Source organism: Bradyrhizobium sp. 138, from assembly GCF_023074075.1.
Taxonomy (GTDB): domain Bacteria; phylum Pseudomonadota; class Alphaproteobacteria; order Rhizobiales; family Xanthobacteraceae; genus Bradyrhizobium.
This window is the reverse complement of sequence record NZ_JADPKT010000091.1, coordinates 155,413-173,630: the sequence shown is the minus strand read 5'-3', so window position 1 is coordinate 173,630 and position 18,218 is coordinate 155,413. Positions and strand designations below refer to the sequence as shown.

Here is an 18,218-nt window from a genome sequence, read left to right as displayed (position 1 = left end):
TGATCGTGGCGAAGGTGGCAAGCTCGATTGGGGGTACGGGCGGCTTACCAACGTTGCGAGATCGACGTGGAGCGCTCCCCCGAAGAGCAAGAATGCTAACAGTCCCGTTCATGACGACGGACCTGAAGTCGATCTGGAGCACTGTCTTTGTTAGCGCTTCGAGCAAATGCGTGGCGACGAAGGCAGAGATCCCGCGTTTGCCTGACGCTTCTGGCTCGATTGCAAGGTTCGCGAATAGTGATGACGAAACAGTGGATCAGCATACCGTAAGCCCTGTGCAAAAAAAAGCGGGCTTGGTGCCCCAACCCTTCATTGGGAACGCGTGTGCGCGGATCTCATTATGGCCTGCCTGCAACAGCAGTCCACTTGCGAGAGGCCGCATATATTCCAGCAACTGGAATCGTCATTCAGGAGAACTGATAAAGAAGGTGTCGCCAGTCTGGCGTCTGACGACTATCCGACACTGTTCTGTCGCCTTTGTTGGTCCGTGAAACTGGCCTAGTTCGCGAGCTCTTGTCTGGCCTCAGGCTAATCCGCTAATCCGCTGAAAAGCAATCACAAGCTTTTCCTTCTGCTGGGTCGGCCAAATTGGCACGAGTTTTGAAGCTCCTTCGTTGCGAGCCGGGAGCCGCCGACCGACCTTCATTTCGTGGATGACACCGCGATCGATGGAAAGAAGAAAGAAAAGCAAAATGTCAAATCCGCATCAAATAGCATTGTATGGGAACGGGCCTCGGCGAAATCGCCCCGATGTTCTCCGCAATTTGCCGGCGCGCCTGGCGCGCGCCGGTCAGATCAGCCAGCCAACAGGTAACCAAGATGGACGTGCAAGAGACGACGGCAGCATGCCGGGACGCCTTCGCCGAACTGGCGTCGCCAGCGCGCATCCACGACCCGTATCCGTTTATGCACTGGTTGCGCGAGCACGATCCGGTGCATCGCGCGGCGTCGGGCCTCTTTCTGTTGAGCCGCCACGCCGACATCTACTGGGCGCTCACGGCCACGGGCGATGCGTTTCGGGCACCGGCGCCGGGCGAACTGGCGCGCTATTTCCCGCGTGCGGCGACCAGCCTGTCACTCAATCTGCTGACGTCTACACTAGCGATGAAGGACCCGCCGACGCATACGCGTCTGCGCCGGCTGATCTCGCCCGATTTCACCATGCGCCAGATCGACAACCTGCGGCCGAGCATCGCGCGCATCGTCGCAGCGCGCCTGGACGGCATGGCGCCCGCGCTGGAGCGCGGGGAGGCGGTGGACCTGCATCGGGAATTCGCGCTGGCCTTGCCCATGCTGGTCTTGGCCGAACTGTTCGGCATGCCCCAGGACGACATGTTCGGGCTCGCCGCCGTCATTGACCCCATTCTGAAAGGCCTGGGCCCGCACGCCAGCGACTCCCAGCTCGCCACGGCGGACGCGGCCAGCGCCAGGGTGCAGGCCTACTTCGGCGACCTCATACAGCGCAAGCGCACCGATCCCCGCCACGACATCGTGTCGATGCTGGTCGGCGCACACGACGACGATGCCGACACGCTGTCGGATGCGGAGTTGATCAGCATGCTTTGGGGCATGCTGCTGGGCGGCTTCGCAACCACTGCTGCGACCATCGACCATGCGGTCCTCGCGATGCTGGCGTATCCCGAACAGCGGCACTGGCTTCAAGGAGACGCCGTGGGGGTGAAGGCATTCGTCGAAGAAGTCCTGCGCCGCGACTCGCCCGTCATGTTCAGCGCCACTCTGCGTATCGCCCAGCGCGACATCGAATTGGGCGGCGTGGTGATCCCGAAGAACGCGGACGTGCGCGTGCTGATCGCGGCCGGCAATCGCGACCCGGACGCCTTCGCCGATCCGGACCGCTTCGATCCCGCGCGGTTCTACGGCACCAGTCCTGGCATGTCGATCGACGGGAAGATCATGCTGAGCTTCGGCCACGGCATCCGCTTTTGCCTCGGTGCGCAACTGGCCAGGGTGCAGTTGGCCGAGAGCCTGCCGCGGATCCAGGCGCGCTTCCCCACGCTGGCATTGGCCGAGCCGCCGACGCGGGAGACCTCCGAGTTCCTTAGGACGTTGCGCGCGCTGCCGGTGCGGCTGCATCCGCAGGGGGGCTGAGATGCGCATCTTGGTCGACCAGGATCTGTGCGCAACCAGCGGGCAGTGCGTGCTGACGCTGCCGGGCACCTTTCGCCAACGCGAACCTGACGGCGTGGCCGAAGTGTGCGTGGCGACGGTCCCGCAGGCGCTGCACGCCGCCGTGCGACTCGCGGCCAGCCAGTGCCCGGTCGCCGCCATTCGGGTCATCGAAAGCGACGATGGTGATGACGAGTGCGCCAGCGTCGACCCTGCGCCTTCTCCTTCGGAGGCCGAGCGACATGCCGCGAAAGACCAACGCAATCCAGGAGGACACGGTGGCACGGTTTGAAGGCAAGGTGGCCGTGGTGACCGGCGCCGGCATTGGCAAGGCATGCGCCCTCGCCATCGCACGCGAGGGCACCAGAGTGGTGGTGGCCGATATTGATGGCTCGGCGGCCATCGCCTGCACCGCGCAGACCGCGGCCGAAGCGGGCCACGCGCTGGCCCTGGCCATGGACATCGCCGATGCGCAGGCGGTGGGAGCGGCACTTCGCTGGGGTCGACCTGCTGGTGGAGCGACATGCATCTGACCCCGCGCCACCGTGGGATCCTCGACCTGGACCTGGCGGCCTGGGATCAGACCATGGCGACCAATCTGCGCGGCATGCTGCTCTGCTGCCGGCAGGCCATATCGCCCGCGGCGGTGGCGATCGTCAACATGTCGTCGTGCCAAGAGCTCAGCGGTGACACCGCGCAGACGTCCTACGCCGCGTCGAAGGCGGCGATGAAAATGCTGTCGGCCTCGCTCGCCACCCAGTACGGTCATGCGCAGATCCGCTGCAACGCGATTGCGCCGGGTCTCGGCATGACCGAGTGCCTCCTCGCCAAGCTGGACGAGTGCATGCAACGGCATCAGCGCCGGCTCCTGCCGCGCGTCGGCTGCACCGAGGGACGTGGCCGCGCTGGTGGCGTTCCTGCTCTACGACGATGCTGCGTTCATCACCGGCCAGGTCGTGTGCATCGACGGCGGCATGCTGGCGCATGTGCCGACGTACGCCGACGGTGGCAACAGCCGCGCCGCGCGGCCTGCCGGCACACCGCCGAAGCGGCCGCGGCGCCGCGCTGCTGATGGACATGCTGCTCAACCCGTTCGACCGTCGGCACCGGCTGCGGCACGACATCCCGGTCGTGCCCGGCGCTTTCCCCCTGGTCGGGCATCTTCCCGCCATCATCTGCGACCTGCCGCGCCTGCTGCGGCGCGCGGAACGGACGCTGGGCAGCCACTTCTGGCTAGATTTCGGCCCTGCCGGACACCTGATGACCTGCGTGGATCCGGATGCGTTCGCACTGCTCCGGCACAAGGACGTGTCCTCGGCGCTGATCGAAGAGATCGCGCCTGAATTGCTTGGCGGAACGTTGGTTACCCAGGACGGCGGCGCGCACCGGCAGGCGCGCGATGCGATCAAGGCGGCGTTCCTGCCCAAGGGGCTGACCCAGGCCGGCATCGGCGACCTGTTCGTGCCCGTCATCCGGGCACGGGTGCAGGCGTGGCGCGACCGCGGCGACGTAACCATCCTGCGCGAAACCGGCGACCTGATGCTCAAGCTCATATTCAGCCTCATGGGAATCCCCGCGCAGGACCTGCCGGGATGGCATCGCAAGTACCGGCAAGTGGTGCAGTTGATCGTCGCGCCCCCGGTCGACCTGCCCGGACTGCCCTTGCGGCGCGGCCGCGCCGCCCGCGACTGGATCGACGCGCAGTTGCGCCAGTTCGTCCGCGACGTGCGCGCGCATGCCGCGCGCACGGGGTTGATCAACGAGATGGTGAGCGCTTTCGATCGCAGCGAAGATGCGCTCTCCGATGACGTCCTGGTCGCCAATATCCGCTTGCTGCTGCTTGCGGGTCACGACACCACTGCCTCGACGATGGCCTGGATGGTGATCGAGCTGGCGCGGCAGCCTATGCTGTGGGACGCCCTGGTCGAGGAGGCGCAACGCGTGGGCGCGGTGCCGACCCGGCACGCGGACCTGGCGCAGTGTCCGGTCGCCGAGGCGCTGTTCCGCGAGACGCTGCGCGTGCATCCGACGGCCACGCTCTTGCCGCGTCGCGCGCTGCAGGAATTGCAACTCGGCCAACGGCGCATTCCCGCGGGCACCCATCTGTGCATCCCGCTGCTCCATTTCTCGACCTCGGCGCTGCTGCACGAGGCGCCTGATCAGTTCCGCCTGGCGCGGTGGCTGCAACGCACGGAGCCGATCCAGCCGGTGGACATGCTGCAGTTCGGTACCGGCCCACACGTCTGCATCGGCTACCACTTGGTATGGCTGGAACTGGTGCAGTTCTGCATCGCCTTGGCGCTGACCATGCACAAGGCCGGGGTGCGGCCGCGGCTGCTGAGCGGCGTCGAAAAAGGCCGGCGCTATTACCCGACCGCACATCCGTCCATGACAATCCGCATCGAGTTCTCATGAGCTGGCATCGCATCCCCGTGTGGCGAGGCAGCGGCGCCGGCGACGCGCGGCATTGCTGCACTCGGCGCGTGCGCTCGGTGCGACGCCGGCAACACCGCGGCGGCTCGGCGCTCGCCGTGGCCGTGTCAGGTACAAGGACATGAACAACATGCAGACCGGTTCTAGGCTACAGGACGACCGAATTGGCGTTTCCGCGCTCGGCGGATTGGGCGCGCAGGTGCGCGACGCGTCCGGCAGGCTGCTGCCGGAGATCTGGATGCAGGACGGCGCAAAGCGAGTCGAACAGACGCTGGCGCGTCTTCTCTGCGCCGAAGACAACGGTGAGACCGAGCTGATGGCCGCGATGCGCTACGCCACCTTGAATGGCGGCAAGCGCACCCGCGCCTTGCTCTGTCTGGCTGCCGGCGCACTGGCTGACACGCCGGCGCACATGCTCGACAACGTCGGCGCCGCCATCGAGATGATGCATGCCTGTACCCTGGTCCACGACGACCTGCCCGCGATGGACGACGACGTCCTTCGCCGCGGCCTCCCGACCGTGCACGTCAAGTTCGGCGAAGCCACTGCGATCCTGGTCGGCGATGCGCTGCAGGCGCACGCCTTCCTGACCCTCGCGAGCCTGGATGCGCCGGGCGACAACCGTATTGCGCTCGTGCGCGAACTGGCGCAGGCGGTGTCCGCCGAGGGTGCCGCAGGCGGGCAGGCCATGGATCTGTCCCTGGTCGGAAAGCACGTCGAGCTGGACAGGATCGTGGCGATGCACCGGATGAAGAGCGGAGCGCTAGTGCGCGCGTCCGTTCGCATGGGCGCGCTAAGCGCCATCGCGGAGGATGCCGCGCACGCTGCGCTGTACTGTGCGCTCGATCGCTACACCGCCTGTTTCGGCCTGGCGTTGCAGGTGGTCGACGACATTCTCGACGCGACAGCTGATACCGCGACGCTGGGCAAGACCCCCGGCAAGGACGCCGCGGCGCAGAAGCCGACCTGCGCGTCGATCATGGGGCTGCAGGCAGCGCGCCAGTTCGCGCTAGATTTGTTACGCGACGCCGAGGAGGCCATCGCCCCACTGGGCCCTCGTGCGGAGCGGTTGGCGCAGATGCTGCAGCGGGCCAACGCGTATCTGTTCAAACACGCGCCATGCGCATGAGCGCGCCCGTCCGCATGGAGTCGCCCCTGTGCCGCTGCGATCGCCCGGCGGCAGCGGTGCATGCTGCACTGTGTCCGAGTCCGCGGCGCCGATCGCAGCGGTTGCCCAGCACGGCCGCGGCGCGCTGCGCGCAAGTCTATGCGGCGGACCGGCGCCAGCATCGGCGCGTCGCCGCGCCGGAGCAGGGCGACCGTCCGGCGCCGCCCGTGCGCTGGGCCGCGACGGGCCTGCGGCGACGTGCGCGGCGTCTGCCCGAACCGTCTGCAGAAGGAACATCCCGAGTGAACGCGCTGTCTGAACAGATCCTTTCCGAATTGCGCCACCTTCTGAGCGAGATGAGCGATGGCGGCAGCGTCGGCCCGTCCGTCTATGACACGGCGCGAGCTCTACAGTTCCGCGGCAACGTCACCGGTCGGCAGGACGCATACGCGTGGCTCATCGCGCAGCAACAGGCCGATGGAGGATGGGGAAGCGCGGACTTCCCGCTGTTCCGCCATGCGCCCACTTGGGCGGCGTTGCTGGCATTGCAGCGTGCCGATCGTCTTCCCGGCGCTGCCGACGCAGTCCAGGCTGCAACCCGGTTCCTCGAGCGCGAGCCCGATCCCTACGCGCAGACGGTGCCGGAAGACGCGCCGATCGGCGCGGAGCTGATCCTGCCGCAGTTGTGCGGCGAGGCCGCATCCTTGCTGGGCGGCGTGGCGTTTCCGCGCCACCCGGCGCTGTTGCCGTTGCGGCAAGCGTGCCTTGTCAAGCTGGGGGCGGTGGCGACGTTGCCGAGCGGCCATCCGTTGCTGCACTCCTGGGAAGCTTGGGGCACGTCGCTGACCACCGCATGCCCGGATGACGACGGCAGCATCGGCATCAGTCCGGCGGCCACCGCCGCGTGTCGTGCGCACGCCGTGACCCAGGGGAGCACGCCGCACGTCGCGCGCGCCGACGCGTATCTGCAGGCGGCATCGCGGGCGACGCGCAGCGGCATCGAAGGTGTCGTTCCCAACGTCTGGCCGATCAATGTGTTCGAGCCATGCTGGTCGCTGTACACCCTGCATCTGGCCGGGCTGTTCGCGCATCCCGGGCTCGCCGAGGCGGTGCGCGTGATCATCGCGCAGCTCGACGCCCGTCTGGGCGTGCGCGGTCTGGGACCGGCCTTGCATTTCGCGGCCGATGCGGACGACACCGCCGTTGCGTTGTGCGTCCTGCGCCTTGCAGGCCGCGACCCGGCGGTCGATCCGTTGCGCCATTTCGAAATTGGCGAGCTGTTCGTCACCTTCCCCGGCGAGCGCAATGCCTCGGTGTCGACCAACATCCATGCCCTGCATGCGTTGCGACTGTTGGGAAAGCCCACTGCCGGCACCAGCGCCTACGTCGAGGCCAATCGCAACACGCACGGTCTATGGGACAACGAAAAATGGCACGTTTCGTGGCTTTATCCCACCGCGCATGCGATCGCTGCGCTGGCGCAAGGCAAGCCCCAGTGGCGCGACGAGCGCGCGCTAGCGGCGCTGCTGCAGGCGCAGCGCGACGACGGCGGCTGGGGCGCCGGTCGCGCGTCCACATTCGAGGAAACCGCCTATGCGCTGTTCGCGTTGTACGTGATGGACGGGAGCGAGGAGCCGACAGGGCGCCGGCGCATCGCGCAGGCGGTGGCGCGTGCACTGGAGTGGATGCTCGCCCGCCATGCGGCGCATGCATTGCCGCAGACGCCGCTGTGGATCGGAAAGGAACTGTATTGCCCCACCCGGGTCGTGCGCGTGGCCGAACTTGCCGGGTTGTGGCTGGCGCTTCGTTGGGGGCGGCGCGTCCCGGCCGAGGGAGCAGGAGCGGCGCCATGATCCAGACCGAACGCGCGCTGCAGCAGGTGCTGGAGTGGGGGCGTTCCCTGACCGGGTTCGCCGACGAGCATGCCGTGGAAGCGGTCAGGGGCGGCCAGTACATCCTGCATCGCATCCACCCGAGCCTGCGCGACACCAGCGCCCGCACCGGCCGCGATCCGCAGGACGAAACGCTGATCGTGGCGTTCTACCGCGAACTGGCGCTGCTGTTCTGGCTCGACGATTGCAACGACCTTGGTCTGATCGCGCCGGAGCAGCTCGCTGCGGTGGAGCAGGCGCTGGGGCAGGGCGTGCCGTGCGCGCTCCCCGGATTCGAGGGCTGCGCTGTGCTGCGTGCTTCGCTGGCCGCGCTCGCCTACGATCGTCGCGACTATGCTCAGCTTCTTGCCGATACCCGGTGCTACTGCGCGGCGCTGCGCGCTGGACACGCGCAGGCGGCAGGGGCGGAATGCTGGTCCTACGCCGAATACCTGCACAACGGCATCGATTCGATCGCCTACACGAACGTGTTCTGTTGCCTGTCGTTGCTGTGGGGGCTGGACATGGCGACCTTGCGCGCGCGTCCGGCGTTTCGCCAGGTCCTGCGGCTCATCTCCGCGATAGGGCGCCTGCAGAACGATCTGCATGGACGCGACAAGGACAGGTCGGCCGGCGAGGCCGACAACGCGGCGATCCTGCTGCTGCAGCGCTATCCGGCTATGCCTGTGGTGGAGTTCCTCAACGACGAGCTGGCCGGCCATACGCGCATGCTGCACCGGGTGATGGCTTCAGAACGCTTTCCCGCGCCGTGGGGACCGTTGATCGAGGCCATGGCGGCCATCCGTGGGCAGTACTACCAGACCTCGACCAGCCGCTACCGCAGCGACGCTGCGGGGGAGGCCAGCGTGCGCCGGCCTGAACGCGCGGGAGGCGGCGGCGTGCGCGCGCTGCCGTCGGTCCGATCCGACGCAACGCCGTCGCCCGATGCGACGGAGGGAGCGAGCATGAGCGACACCGCCCTGAGCCGGCGCAAGGACGACCATCTGGACATCGTGCTGGATCGGCGAACGGCGCCGGCCACGGTTGCCGCCGGCTGGGGGTACATCCGTTTCGAACACTGCGCATTGCCCGAGTTGGACCTGACGCAGATCGACCTGCGCGCCTCGCTGCTGGGCAAGACCATGCGCGCGCCGCTGCTGATCAGCTCCATGACCGGCGGCACGTCACGCGCCGAGGCCATCAACCGGCATCTGAGCGAGGCAGCGCAAGTCTTGGGGATCGCCATGTGCGTCGGTTCGCAGCGCGTGAGCCTGCAATCCCGCAACTCCCAGGGGCTGACGCGCGCGCTGCGCCGCCTGGCCCCAGACATTCCCTTGCTGGCCAATATCGGCGCTGCGCAACTGCGCGAGACCGACGGCCTGGACCTGGCGCGCCGGGCGGTGGATGCGCTGGAGGCCGATGGACTCATCATCCATCTCAATCCGCTGCAGGAAGCGGTACAGCCGGAGGGCGACCGCGACTGGCGCGGCGTCCTGGCGCAGATCGCTCGCGCCGCGCGCAGCGTGGGCGTGCCGATCGTGGCCAAGGAAGTGGGCTCGGGCCTGTCCGCCTCGGTGGCCTGTGCGCTCGTCGAGGCGGGCGTGGCGGTGATCGATGTTGCCGGCGCCGGCGGCACCAGTTGGGCCGCGGTGGAGGGCGAGCGCGCCCGCGATGCCGGCGACCGTGCAGTGACGATGGCGTTCGCCGATTGGGGGATTCCGACCCCGGCCAGCGTGCAGGCGGTACGTCGGGCGCTGCCAACGGTGAAGCTGATCGCGTCGGGCGGAATCCGCGACGGCGTCGACGTAGCCAAGGCCATTCGCCTGGGCGCGGACATCGCCGGGCAGGCGGCCGGCGTGCTGCGCGCGGCTACGGTATCCACCGAGGCGGTTGTCGCGCATTTCGAGATCGTCATCCGCCAGTTGGCCGTCGTCTGCTTCTGCACCGGCTCGGCTGATCTGGCGGCGTTGCGTCAGGCGCGCTTGTTGCCCTCGGCGCATCTGCCCGCCGGTTGATGCCGGCGTCGCCCGCACGTGGCGGCGGGCGCCTAGTCTTACTGAGTCAGAAAGTCGCGGATGCGGGTGGATTCGCGCTGGCGCGGATTTGTAGGGTGCTGCTTCGTGATCAGGGAAGCGCCCGGCGATGCCCGACTGGACAGCTCAGAGTGAAGCCGCATTTGACGCTTATGTCGATGCTTTGATCGGGGTGATCGGCCAAGCCGAACGAGCTGAGCCCCTGAAGGGTCGCAACAAGGTGCGTCGGGAGACCGGCAAGGAGTAGATGGTGCAAGTCCATTGCAATGAAGGAGTAGCGATCCGCATTGACGCCCAGTCATGCGCGGTCGGTCGTAAGGAGACCGGTAACTTCTCTGGGGTCAAACACGGGTTGTTAGGCTCGAGCAGTCCATCAGCATCGTTTTGAGACAAAGCGATGACGGTGGAATGGACGCTTACGATCGAGGGCCGGAACGAGTTTGGTGAAACATGCCGGCAGGAGGTCCGCATAGACAAGAGCTGGGAGAGCCTATTCGACGGCGGCATCGGCTTGCCGATCGGCGATAGCAAGAAGATCATGGCAGCGCTGCAGAACGCGGTCGTGAATCATGAGGCGGAGACGTATGCCCTTCTTCGCCGGTTTTGCCCGGAGTGCCATACGTTCCGACCGTGTCAAGGACTACACGACACGCCCGATCCGAACCGTCTGCGGCACCGTTGAGGTTCGCAATCCCCGGATGCTGTGCCGGGAATGCCGTCCAGGGATGGTCGGTGCAATTTGTCCCGATCGAGCGACACCGGAGCTGATGGAACTGACGGCGCGGCTAGGAAGCATGCTGCCCTACCGGCAGGCGCCGAAGGTGCCAGACTCAATTGAGCCAATATGCGACGAGAGCGGCGAGATGAACAGTGGCCAAGAAATTCCCCGCCAGCTTGTCGTATCGGGTGGCGATGCGGCGTAAGTCTTTGAGCCTGCAAAAACAGCGCTCGATGACTTTCGGTCTTTGTAGGCGCATTTGTTGAAGCGATGGATGACAACGCGGTTGGATTTGTTAGGGATGACGGGCTTGGCGCCGCGACGAACAATTTCGCCGCGAAGGTCGACGCCGTCATACCCTTTGTCAGCGAGGAGCGCGCTCATGGGCCGCCCGAGCGCCAGAACATCGGGCGCCGCAGCGATATCGGCATTCTGGCCTCGGGTCAGATGCAAGACGACCGGCCGGCAGAGCGGATCGCTCAGCGCATGGATTTTTGTCGCGCGGCCTCCGCGCGGGCGGCCGATTGGCCAGCGCTTGGAGAGGGAATCACCTGGCGCTATTTAGGTAGAGGTCCTGGGACAGCTTCGGTTGCGGCATTCTGCATAGCTTCGCTTCGTTCTCACGACATTGGGGACGTGCGGCCAAGTCTGCTCAGCTATCGCTTGGCTTGGCTCGATCGACCGGCACCCCGCCGTCGCATTTTGAGGCCCTGCGGAACTGCATGTACGAGGCAAACCGCTCGACGCTGGCTCGCTGGGTTCTCTCGAGCGATGCAACCTGCGCGTTACCCAATCCCCGGGTCGGTTTCCATCGTCCATGGGCGCAGCTCGTCGACAACTGTCGGCTGGCGAGCATCGGCGCGCGACATCTCTGCGCCACGCAGGTGGCAAAGGCCTGGCGCACAGCGCGAACGCCGATCCATACATCGTCGATCCGCCCTCTGAAATGTGACCGCGATCATGAACCGATGAGCACTGGAATGTCCGGATCCCAGGATGCAGTCAGCCGGACCGTCGCGGCCAGCCGCTCCTCGGTGCAATTGACGACAGTGCTCTTGACCAACACACGCTTAGCAGAGGTGGCGGTGTGTTCTCTCCCGAAAGGTAGGCCGATAAGTCCATCACCAGGGTTTGTCAGAGCCAGTCCCGGCGAAGCGGGTGCAGTGCTCTCTCTGCGGCATAGTCGTCGAGCTGGCGAGAGAGAGGGTCTGAGGCGATGCCTCAGACGGGGCGGTTTTCGCTTCTGTTCTTCACCGGCTCCATTTTGGCCAGGCCGTCCTCGTATGAAATTTCCGTGTATGATCCACCGATGTCCTTGGCCGCGTCGAGCAAGTAGTCGAGCCTACCGGCCGTACCGAGTTTCTTGATGTCATTCTTGTCGACGCCGGCGAGGTCCATCATCTCCTTCCATACAGTTGATTCGTCGCAAGGCAGAATGCGGAAGGTGATGTCGCCTATCTTGGTGCGGTACTTCGCGAGCAGATCAATGTTGTTGCAGAACATGAAATAGCTGCCTTTGGGGCTCAGCCTGCCATCCAGAACCTTCGCGGCCTGAGGTAGATAGGCGAAGGAATGCAGATATCCGGCAAGGACTGGGATGGTCGGTTCGCCTTCCTGCGCGATTGCAAGAACTTGTTCGATGGAATAGTCCGGCGGTCGCTTTTCGTCGGCGAGCTGGGCTTGGAACTTCAGCGCGATGTCGCCCCGAAATCCAAATCTCCCCGACTTCGTTGTCTCGGTCTTAAGCACCGCATTCAGCAACCGCCCCTCCTTGTCCAACTGGCCAAGAGCGGTGTTGTCGATCGACGTCATGGAAGGCTCCTCATCAATCTGTCGTGTACATTCATCGCCGAAGCGGCGTGTCCGCTAACCTTATGCAAGTTGTTTGCCGTGCGCCTGTGTCTGCAGCGACGCACAGCGTAAGCGGCGGCTTGGCGCAATGTGCATGAATACGTGCCGGCACCATCACGAGGTCCCGGCCGGATGAGGCCGGGACGCCGGAAAACCGCCTGTCGCAAAGCCGACAGGTCGCAAATCGTATGGTCGCTGCCTGCAAAACCAATCGATTTCAGCTGCATCTCGACTGGCATGGGATTTGCGAATTGTGCCTCGCGACAGAAACTGAGAGCGAGCCAGAAATGATCAATCTAACGGATAGCGCTATCAACGCACTGAAGGCCGCAATCTCCTCGACAGCCCAGCCGGCAAGCGGTTTGCGGGTCATGGTCGAAGGCGGCGGTTGCCAAGGGTTCACATACAAAATGGGTCTTGCTCATGAGCCGGTCTCCGATGAGCCCGTGTTCGAGCAAGACGGGATCAAAGTCTTCGTCGACAAGGCGAGCCGGGCGCATCTCAACGGCACCACGATCGATTTCGTGGTGTCGCTTGAAGGATCAGGGTTCCGCTTCGATAACCCAAATGCCAAATTGAGCTGCTCCTGCGGCAAATCGTTCAGCTGAGCCGCCTTCGGCCCATTCGTAACTGGAAGGAGCATCGAACATGGGCCTGAAGGCTGAACGAACGAAGCAGTCTTCGACTGCAGAGCCTTCCGATCGCGAGCGGATTGTCCGCACCGTGCTGGATGAGATTCGGCCAAGCCTCAGGCGTGATCGTGGGGATTGTGAGCTCGTCGAAATCGAAGGCGACAAGATCATGGTCAGGCTCACCGGCGCCTGCATGTTATGCAAGCTTGCGGGAACGACGCTCGCGGCCATTCAGGCGCGCCTGATCGAGTGGCTCGGCGAGTTCGTCCGCCTGATCCCGCTCCCCGGAGCTGCCGAAGTGGGGCCTTAAGTGCAGAGCGGACAGTCCGTGCGGCCGATCTACCTGGATAACAACGCGACGACCCGTGCGCATCCTTTGGTGGTCGCGGCAATGCTGCCGTTCTTCTCTGGGCAATTCGGCAATGCGTCGTCCGCGCATGCATTCGGCATTGAGGTTGCGCCCGCATTGAAGCAAGCGCGCCAGAAGCTGCAGGCCCTCGTTGGCGCGGCATTCGATCACGAGATCGTCTTCACGTCGGGCGCGACCGAATCCGACAACACAGCGATCCTGTCCGCACTCGCCGTGCAGGAGAGACGCGACGAGATCGTCACAACGGCCGTTGAGCATCCAGCCGTGCTGTCCCTTGCCGAGGACCTGGGCCGACGAGGAATCAAGACCCACGTCATTCCGGTCGATGCAAGCGGCCGATTGAACATCGAGGCTTATCGCAACGCATTGTCGAGGCGCACGTCAATCGCCTCGGTCATGTGGGCCAATAATGAGACCGGTACGATCTTTCCGGTGAAATCCCTCGCCAAGATGGCGCGCTCAGTCGGCGCGCTCTTTCACACCGACGCGGTTCAGGCGGTCGGGCGGATTCCGATTGACCTGAAGACCACGGACATCGACATGCTGTCGCTCTCCGGCCATAAGCTCCATGGTCCGAAGGGGATCGGCGCGCTGTATGTGCGCAAGGACATCAAGTTCCGACCGCTGATCTTCGGCGGCGCACAGGAGCGGCATCGCCGCGCTGGCACCCAAAACGTTCCGGGCATTATTGGGCTCGGCAAGGCGGCGGAGCTCGCTGCGGCACACCTCGTACAAGAGCAGATGCAGATTGGCGCCCTTCGCGACCGGCTGGAGCAAGGCATTCTCGCTCTCGGCTGTTGCATCGTGCTTGGTCATATCAAGAACCGCTTGCCAAATACGTCTAACATTGCATTCGAGCATCTCGAAGCAGAGGCCATCGTCGACCACCTGAACCGCAACGGAATTGCCGTCTCACTCGGTTCAGCCTGCGCGTCCGGCTCGATGGAGCCGTCCCATGTCCTGCGCGCGATGAGAGTACCACCGGCCTTTTTGCGCGGTGCGGTTCGCTTCTCGCTGTCGCGCGAGACGGCGGCGGATGAGATCGATCGTGTCCTGCAAGTCCTGGCGGACATCAATGCCAAACAGAGAGCCTTGTGGCGTGCGTGTCAGGAGCGCGCGGGCGAGAGATCACAACCTGCGGAGCTCCTATGAAGGTCATGATTCGCCGTTCGCCCGAGACGGGGCTTTCGATTTATGTGCCCAAGAAGGATCTTGAGGAGTCGATTGTCGAATGTGAGCACGAGACGCTGTGGGGTGGTTGGATTCGAATCGCGAATGGCTGGGTGCTCGACCTACCCGCGATGGCGAGTGACACCATCCTTCCAATCACTATCAACGCCAAGAAGCGCGGCGGCGAAGCAACCGAATGATGAATGCTGCGACTCCACAGAACCTCGCCAACCCGGCGGATGCGGAAGCTATTCTTGGCGGAGCGGTTTGGCCCCTGCGAGGAAGGCCACATCATTCTCTGGCTTTGGCTTGGCGTGACCGAAGGTTCCAGCCGAGCGTGCCGATGACTCCGGAAGCGCTCGACGCATCCTTGGGAACCAAGATGGCGCCGACGCGCGGTGCCACACGCAATATCTCGGCCTAGGCCAGCACTGAGGCGTTGGGCCAGCGAGATGGCGTTGATGGGAAGGCCCTCGCGAGGGCCCATTGTGCTGACATCGCCAGCCCGATCGTTGCATTCCGCGCATCTTAACAGCGTCAGGCCAATTGCTGCAACTCCGCAAGATTCAGTTTCGAGAGGATTGAATCTCGGGCCAGCTCGTAGCTTGCAAATCTTGATGCAACGTTCGCGATGCAAATCCTGGAATCAGTCGAACTACGCGTCAAGACTAGGGTCTGTACCTAAATAGCGCCACGTGATTCTCTTGCCTCGGTGTTCTTGATTCGGGGGCGAGAGAATGCGTGCGGGTTTGTTTTGGCTGAATGACAAGCAATGGGCTCGTATCGAACCTCATCTGCCGACGGGGCTGACGGGGCCGGATCGGGACGACGACCGGCGCATCATCAGCGGCATCGTTCACATGCTGCAATCGGGTGCGCGATGGCGTGATTGTCCGCGCGAATACGGTCCTTACACGACGATCTACAATCGCTTCAATCGCTGGGCTAAGCGCGAACGATGGTGCGCAATCTTTGAAGCACTGGCTAAGCCTGGCAAAGATGCCGTCGTGCTGTCGCTCGACTCGACTTCGATCAAAGCTCATCGGTGTGCCTCCGGCGGAAAAGGGGGGAGCACAATCAGGCAATCGGCCGCTCGCGGGGAGGCCGTACGACAAAGATCCATGCGCTGAGCGATCCGCTCTGCCGACCGGTTGTCCTGCATCTGACCCCAGGTCAGGATGCCGACATCGCTGCTGCGCCCGATGTTCTGGCGCTCGCACCACCCATGAGCGCGCTTCTCGCAGACAAAGGGTACGACGGTGACAACCTTCGCGCCGAAATCGCTAGACACGGCGCCAAGCCCGTCATTCCCAATAAATCCAACCGTGTCGTCATCCATCGCTTCAACAAACGCGCCTACAAAGGCCGCAATGTCATCGAACGCTGCTTTTGCCGGCTCAAGGACTTCCGGCGCATCGCCACACGATATGACAAGCTCGCCCGGAATTTCTTGGCCGCTGTTCATCTCGCCGCTCTCGTCGCATATTGGCTCAATTGAGTCTGGACCCTAAGGTTGTAAATGAAGCATGGTCAGACAAGGAGCGTCGATGACGCGCGAACTGAAAGGCCAACGCCCTCCGCTCCTGACGATGATCCCTATCTATGGTTGGAACAGATCGAAGGCGCGCGGGCGCTGAACTTCGTCGAGCGGCAGAATAGCAGAACCCTGGAGGTGTTTGGCGGACCCGCAGCCGAACGAGACGGAGATGCGCTGACAGCGATTTACGACCGACCTGACAATATCCCCTATGTCAGCCGGCGCGGCGGGTATCTCTACAATCTGTGGAGGGACGCCAATAATCCACGCGGCCTCTGGCGGCGAACCACTCTGAAAGAGTATCGCACGCTGAAGCCGTCATGGGACGTTCTGCTCGACCTCGATGAACTTGCCGTCAGCGAAGGCAAAGACTGGCTTCTGAACGCCACGGCCGCACCGCCTGGAAATCACTCGCGATGGATCTTGAGTCTATCGCGCGGCGGAAGCGATGCCGTCACTTTGCGCGAGTTCGATTCAGACACGAAGCTCTTCGTCCACGATGGCTTTAGCTTGCCGGAAGCCAAAGGCAGCGGCGTATGGCTCGATTCTGATACGCTGGTGTTGTTAAGCTCCCATGGCGATGGCATGGCCGCGACCACCGGCTATGCGCGCACGGTGAGGCTGTGGCGGCGTGGTACGCATGTTGACAAAGCGGCAGTGATCTTTGAGATCAAGGTCGCTCATGTGTCAGTCGGTTGCAGTGTTGACGACACTGTCGTGCCGCCCAGGATCTGGTTCCTCGATGCGACAGACGTCTCCGATTGCGTGGTCTGGCTGGGCGATGAAACGGGCGCCAAGACGAGGCTCGACTTGCCAAGTAATATCTGGATGCGGTCGCATCGCAACTGGCTTGCCCTGAAGCCGCGCGAATCCTGGTCTGTGGCAGGGCAGACCTATGCCGCGGATACGGTGCTCGTCATCCCGCTGCCGGCATTCCTGGCGGGCAGCCGCCAGTTCGAGATTCTCTTCGAGCCGGGCCGACGCCGTGCGCTGCAGAGCTTCTTTTGGAGTGCGGGCAAGGTTGTGCTTTGTATTCTCGACGAACTCCGGCCAGTCTTCGAGATCTGCACGCCATCCGATCATGGCTGGAACCGCGAGGAATTGGGCGGGCTTCCTGATCTTGGCGTGGTCGACATCTGGTCTCTCGATCACGATCCGTCCGAGAGCAATGGCGACTTGCTGGCTCACGTCGAGGATCCGCTCACCCCGCCGTCCCTCATCCTGATGGAGCGGGGCGTTGGCAGTCCCGCCGTGCTGAAGCAGGCGCCGAAGACGTTTGCCGCGGAGCACTGCGTGGTCACGCGGCACGAGGCCATCTCGATCGACGGTGAGCGAATTCCCTACCTACAGACCGGCCCGGTCAGACAGACCGGCAACGCGCCGGTCCATCTGAGCGGATATGGCGGGTTTGGAATCTCGGTGAAACCGTATTACAATTCCGCGCTCGGTAAGCTTTGGCTTCACTGCGGCGGCACCACGGTTCAGGCAAATTTACGCGGCGGCGGTGAGTTCGGCACGCGCTGGCACGACGCCGGCCGGTTGGCCGGCAAGAGATTGTCGCATGACGATTTCGCAGCCGTCGCCGCCGATCTCGTTAAGCGCGGCGTGACACAGGCCAAGCGGATCGGGGCCGAGAGTGGATCGAACGGCGGTATCCTGATTACCAACATGCTAACGCGATATCCCGGGCTCTTTGGCGCACTGTTCTGCACCGTCCCGCTGATCGACATGCGCCGCTACACCAAACTGCTCGCCGGGGCGAACTGGCTCGCCGAATATGGTGATCCCGATAACGCTGAGGAGTGGGAGTGGCTGAAGACCTATTCTGCCTATCATGCCGCAAGACCCGGGCAGTCCTATCCGCCGATCCTGATGGCCACCAGGCGGCGGGACGATCGCGTCCATCCCGGACATGCGCGCAAAATGGCAGCGAAGCTGCAGGCGATGGGCTATGAGGCTTATTTCTACGAGCATGCCGCCGGCGGCCACGGCTATGGCAAGGACAACAGGGAGCACGCCAGCTTGTTGGTGCTGGGCCTGAGTTTCCTGAAGAGCAGGATCGGCTGGCTGGATACCGAGACGTCAGCGACGTAGCGTAGTTGTTGGACGGCAGTTCGTGCGATGTCGACCGAGGCGGCTGCAGCCTTACGAATCTGATCGGCGTCCAAACCCGCAAGACCTTTTCGAGATGCCAGCCAACGTTTGGACGCACGGTCCAATTCGTGGCCGCCGGCACCCTGGCCACCAGACGTTTCTCTTCACCCCGACAATGCCTTCCGGAGTGTCAGGGCGGAGGCCCGCGTGATCTTCACGACATAGGTCGGTAACGGGGGCTGCTTCTTGTCTGCATCTACGTAGGATCGCCGGT

At 64.1% G+C, this 18,218-nt stretch carries 17 protein-coding genes and 2 pseudogenes; 17 read left to right on the top strand and 2 right to left on the bottom strand.

The window, feature by feature from the left end; all coding sequences use genetic code 11:
• The first annotated feature begins 819 nt into the window (after positions 1-819).
• The 11 genes and pseudogenes from IVA79_RS32115 to IVA79_RS32070 all read left to right on the top strand — a co-directional run bounded on the left by IVA79_RS32115 (position 820) and on the right by IVA79_RS32070 (position 10,254).
• Positions 820-2,109 (top strand): cytochrome P450, encoded by a 1,290-nt coding sequence (locus tag IVA79_RS32115; protein WP_247560745.1) that lies wholly within the window; start codon positions 820-822, stop codon positions 2,107-2,109.
• Position 2,110: 1 nt separating this feature from the next.
• A complete protein-coding gene (locus IVA79_RS32110) occupies positions 2,111-2,419 on the top strand; it encodes a ferredoxin (RefSeq protein WP_247560644.1) in 309 nt (102 codons plus the stop codon).
• On the top strand, positions 2,406-2,660 hold the full coding sequence (locus IVA79_RS36735) for an SDR family NAD(P)-dependent oxidoreductase (RefSeq protein WP_346658218.1): 255 nt from the start codon (positions 2,406-2,408) through the stop codon (positions 2,658-2,660). Before IVA79_RS32110 ends, IVA79_RS36735 begins: the two co-directional genes overlap by 14 nt.
• The gene (locus tag IVA79_RS36730; protein ID WP_253075260.1) at positions 2,651-3,199 is read left to right on the top strand and encodes an SDR family NAD(P)-dependent oxidoreductase; all 549 of its coding nucleotides are present in this window, start codon (positions 2,651-2,653) and stop codon (positions 3,197-3,199) included. The genes IVA79_RS36735 and IVA79_RS36730 overlap by 10 nt, the downstream gene beginning before the upstream one ends.
• Complete coding sequence (locus IVA79_RS32100) at positions 3,199-4,542, top strand: cytochrome P450 (RefSeq protein ID WP_247560642.1); 1,344 nt, start codon at positions 3,199-3,201, stop codon at positions 4,540-4,542. Before IVA79_RS36730 ends, IVA79_RS32100 begins: the two co-directional genes overlap by 1 nt.
• 148 nt (positions 4,543-4,690) lie before the next feature.
• The gene (locus tag IVA79_RS32095; protein WP_247560743.1) at positions 4,691-5,689 is read left to right on the top strand and encodes a polyprenyl synthetase family protein; all 999 of its coding nucleotides are present in this window, start codon (positions 4,691-4,693) and stop codon (positions 5,687-5,689) included.
• A 281-nt stretch (positions 5,690-5,970) separates the two neighbouring features.
• Positions 5,971-7,521: a hypothetical protein gene (locus IVA79_RS32090; protein ID WP_247560640.1), complete on the top strand. Its 1,551-nt coding sequence runs from the start codon at positions 5,971-5,973 to the stop codon at positions 7,519-7,521.
• Positions 7,518-8,419 (top strand): annotated as a pseudogene (locus tag IVA79_RS32085) (hypothetical protein). Before IVA79_RS32090 ends, IVA79_RS32085 begins: the two are co-directional and overlap by 4 nt.
• A gap of 85 nt (positions 8,420-8,504) precedes the next feature.
• Positions 8,505-9,554, top strand: coding sequence for a type 2 isopentenyl-diphosphate Delta-isomerase (gene fni / locus IVA79_RS32080; protein WP_247560638.1), 1,050 nt, complete (start codon positions 8,505-8,507; stop codon positions 9,552-9,554).
• Positions 9,555-9,681: 127 nt separating this feature from the next.
• The gene (locus IVA79_RS32075) at positions 9,682-9,819 is read left to right on the top strand and encodes a hypothetical protein (protein WP_247560636.1); all 138 of its coding nucleotides are present in this window, start codon (positions 9,682-9,684) and stop codon (positions 9,817-9,819) included.
• Positions 9,820-9,969: 150 nt separating this feature from the next.
• Positions 9,970-10,254: a hypothetical protein gene (locus IVA79_RS32070; protein WP_247560634.1), complete on the top strand. Its 285-nt coding sequence runs from the start codon at positions 9,970-9,972 to the stop codon at positions 10,252-10,254.
• Positions 10,255-10,402: 148 nt separating this feature from the next.
• On the opposite strand, the pseudogene IVA79_RS32065 reads toward IVA79_RS32070, so the two are convergent.
• Positions 10,403-10,815: pseudogene (locus IVA79_RS32065) on the bottom strand (IS5 family transposase); the annotation flags it as partial.
• A 696-nt stretch (positions 10,816-11,511) separates the two neighbouring features.
• Positions 11,512-12,102 carry a hypothetical protein gene (locus IVA79_RS32060; RefSeq protein ID WP_247279047.1) on the bottom strand — a complete coding sequence of 197 codons (591 nt, stop codon included), beginning with the start codon at positions 12,100-12,102 and terminating at the stop codon, positions 11,512-11,514.
• A 326-nt stretch (positions 12,103-12,428) separates the two neighbouring features.
• On the opposite strand from IVA79_RS32060, the gene IVA79_RS32055 reads away from it, so the two are divergent.
• The 6 genes from IVA79_RS32055 to IVA79_RS32030 all read left to right on the top strand — a co-directional run bounded on the left by IVA79_RS32055 (position 12,429) and on the right by IVA79_RS32030 (position 17,944).
• Complete coding sequence (locus IVA79_RS32055) at positions 12,429-12,749, top strand: iron-sulfur cluster assembly accessory protein (protein ID WP_247560632.1); 321 nt, start codon at positions 12,429-12,431, stop codon at positions 12,747-12,749.
• Positions 12,750-12,789: 40 nt separating this feature from the next.
• The gene (locus IVA79_RS32050) at positions 12,790-13,083 is read left to right on the top strand and encodes a NifU family protein (RefSeq protein WP_247560630.1); all 294 of its coding nucleotides are present in this window, start codon (positions 12,790-12,792) and stop codon (positions 13,081-13,083) included.
• 18 nt (positions 13,084-13,101) lie between these two features.
• On the top strand, positions 13,102-14,295 hold the full coding sequence (nifS, locus tag IVA79_RS32045) for a cysteine desulfurase NifS (RefSeq protein WP_247560627.1): 1,194 nt from the start codon (positions 13,102-13,104) through the stop codon (positions 14,293-14,295).
• The gene (gene nifT / locus IVA79_RS32040) at positions 14,292-14,513 is read left to right on the top strand and encodes a putative nitrogen fixation protein NifT (protein ID WP_247279050.1); all 222 of its coding nucleotides are present in this window, start codon (positions 14,292-14,294) and stop codon (positions 14,511-14,513) included. Before nifS ends, nifT begins: the two co-directional genes overlap by 4 nt.
• 537 nt (positions 14,514-15,050) lie before the next feature.
• A protein-coding gene (locus IVA79_RS32035) for an IS5 family transposase (protein WP_247560615.1) occupies positions 15,051-15,811 on the top strand; the annotation gives its coding sequence in 2 pieces (ribosomal slippage) (positions 15,051-15,390 and positions 15,390-15,811; 762 coding nt in all).
• A gap of 21 nt (positions 15,812-15,832) precedes the next feature.
• Positions 15,833-17,944 (top strand): prolyl oligopeptidase family serine peptidase, encoded by a 2,112-nt coding sequence (locus IVA79_RS32030; RefSeq protein WP_247560613.1) that lies wholly within the window; start codon positions 15,833-15,835, stop codon positions 17,942-17,944.
• The last annotated feature ends 274 nt before the right edge of the window (positions 17,945-18,218 follow it).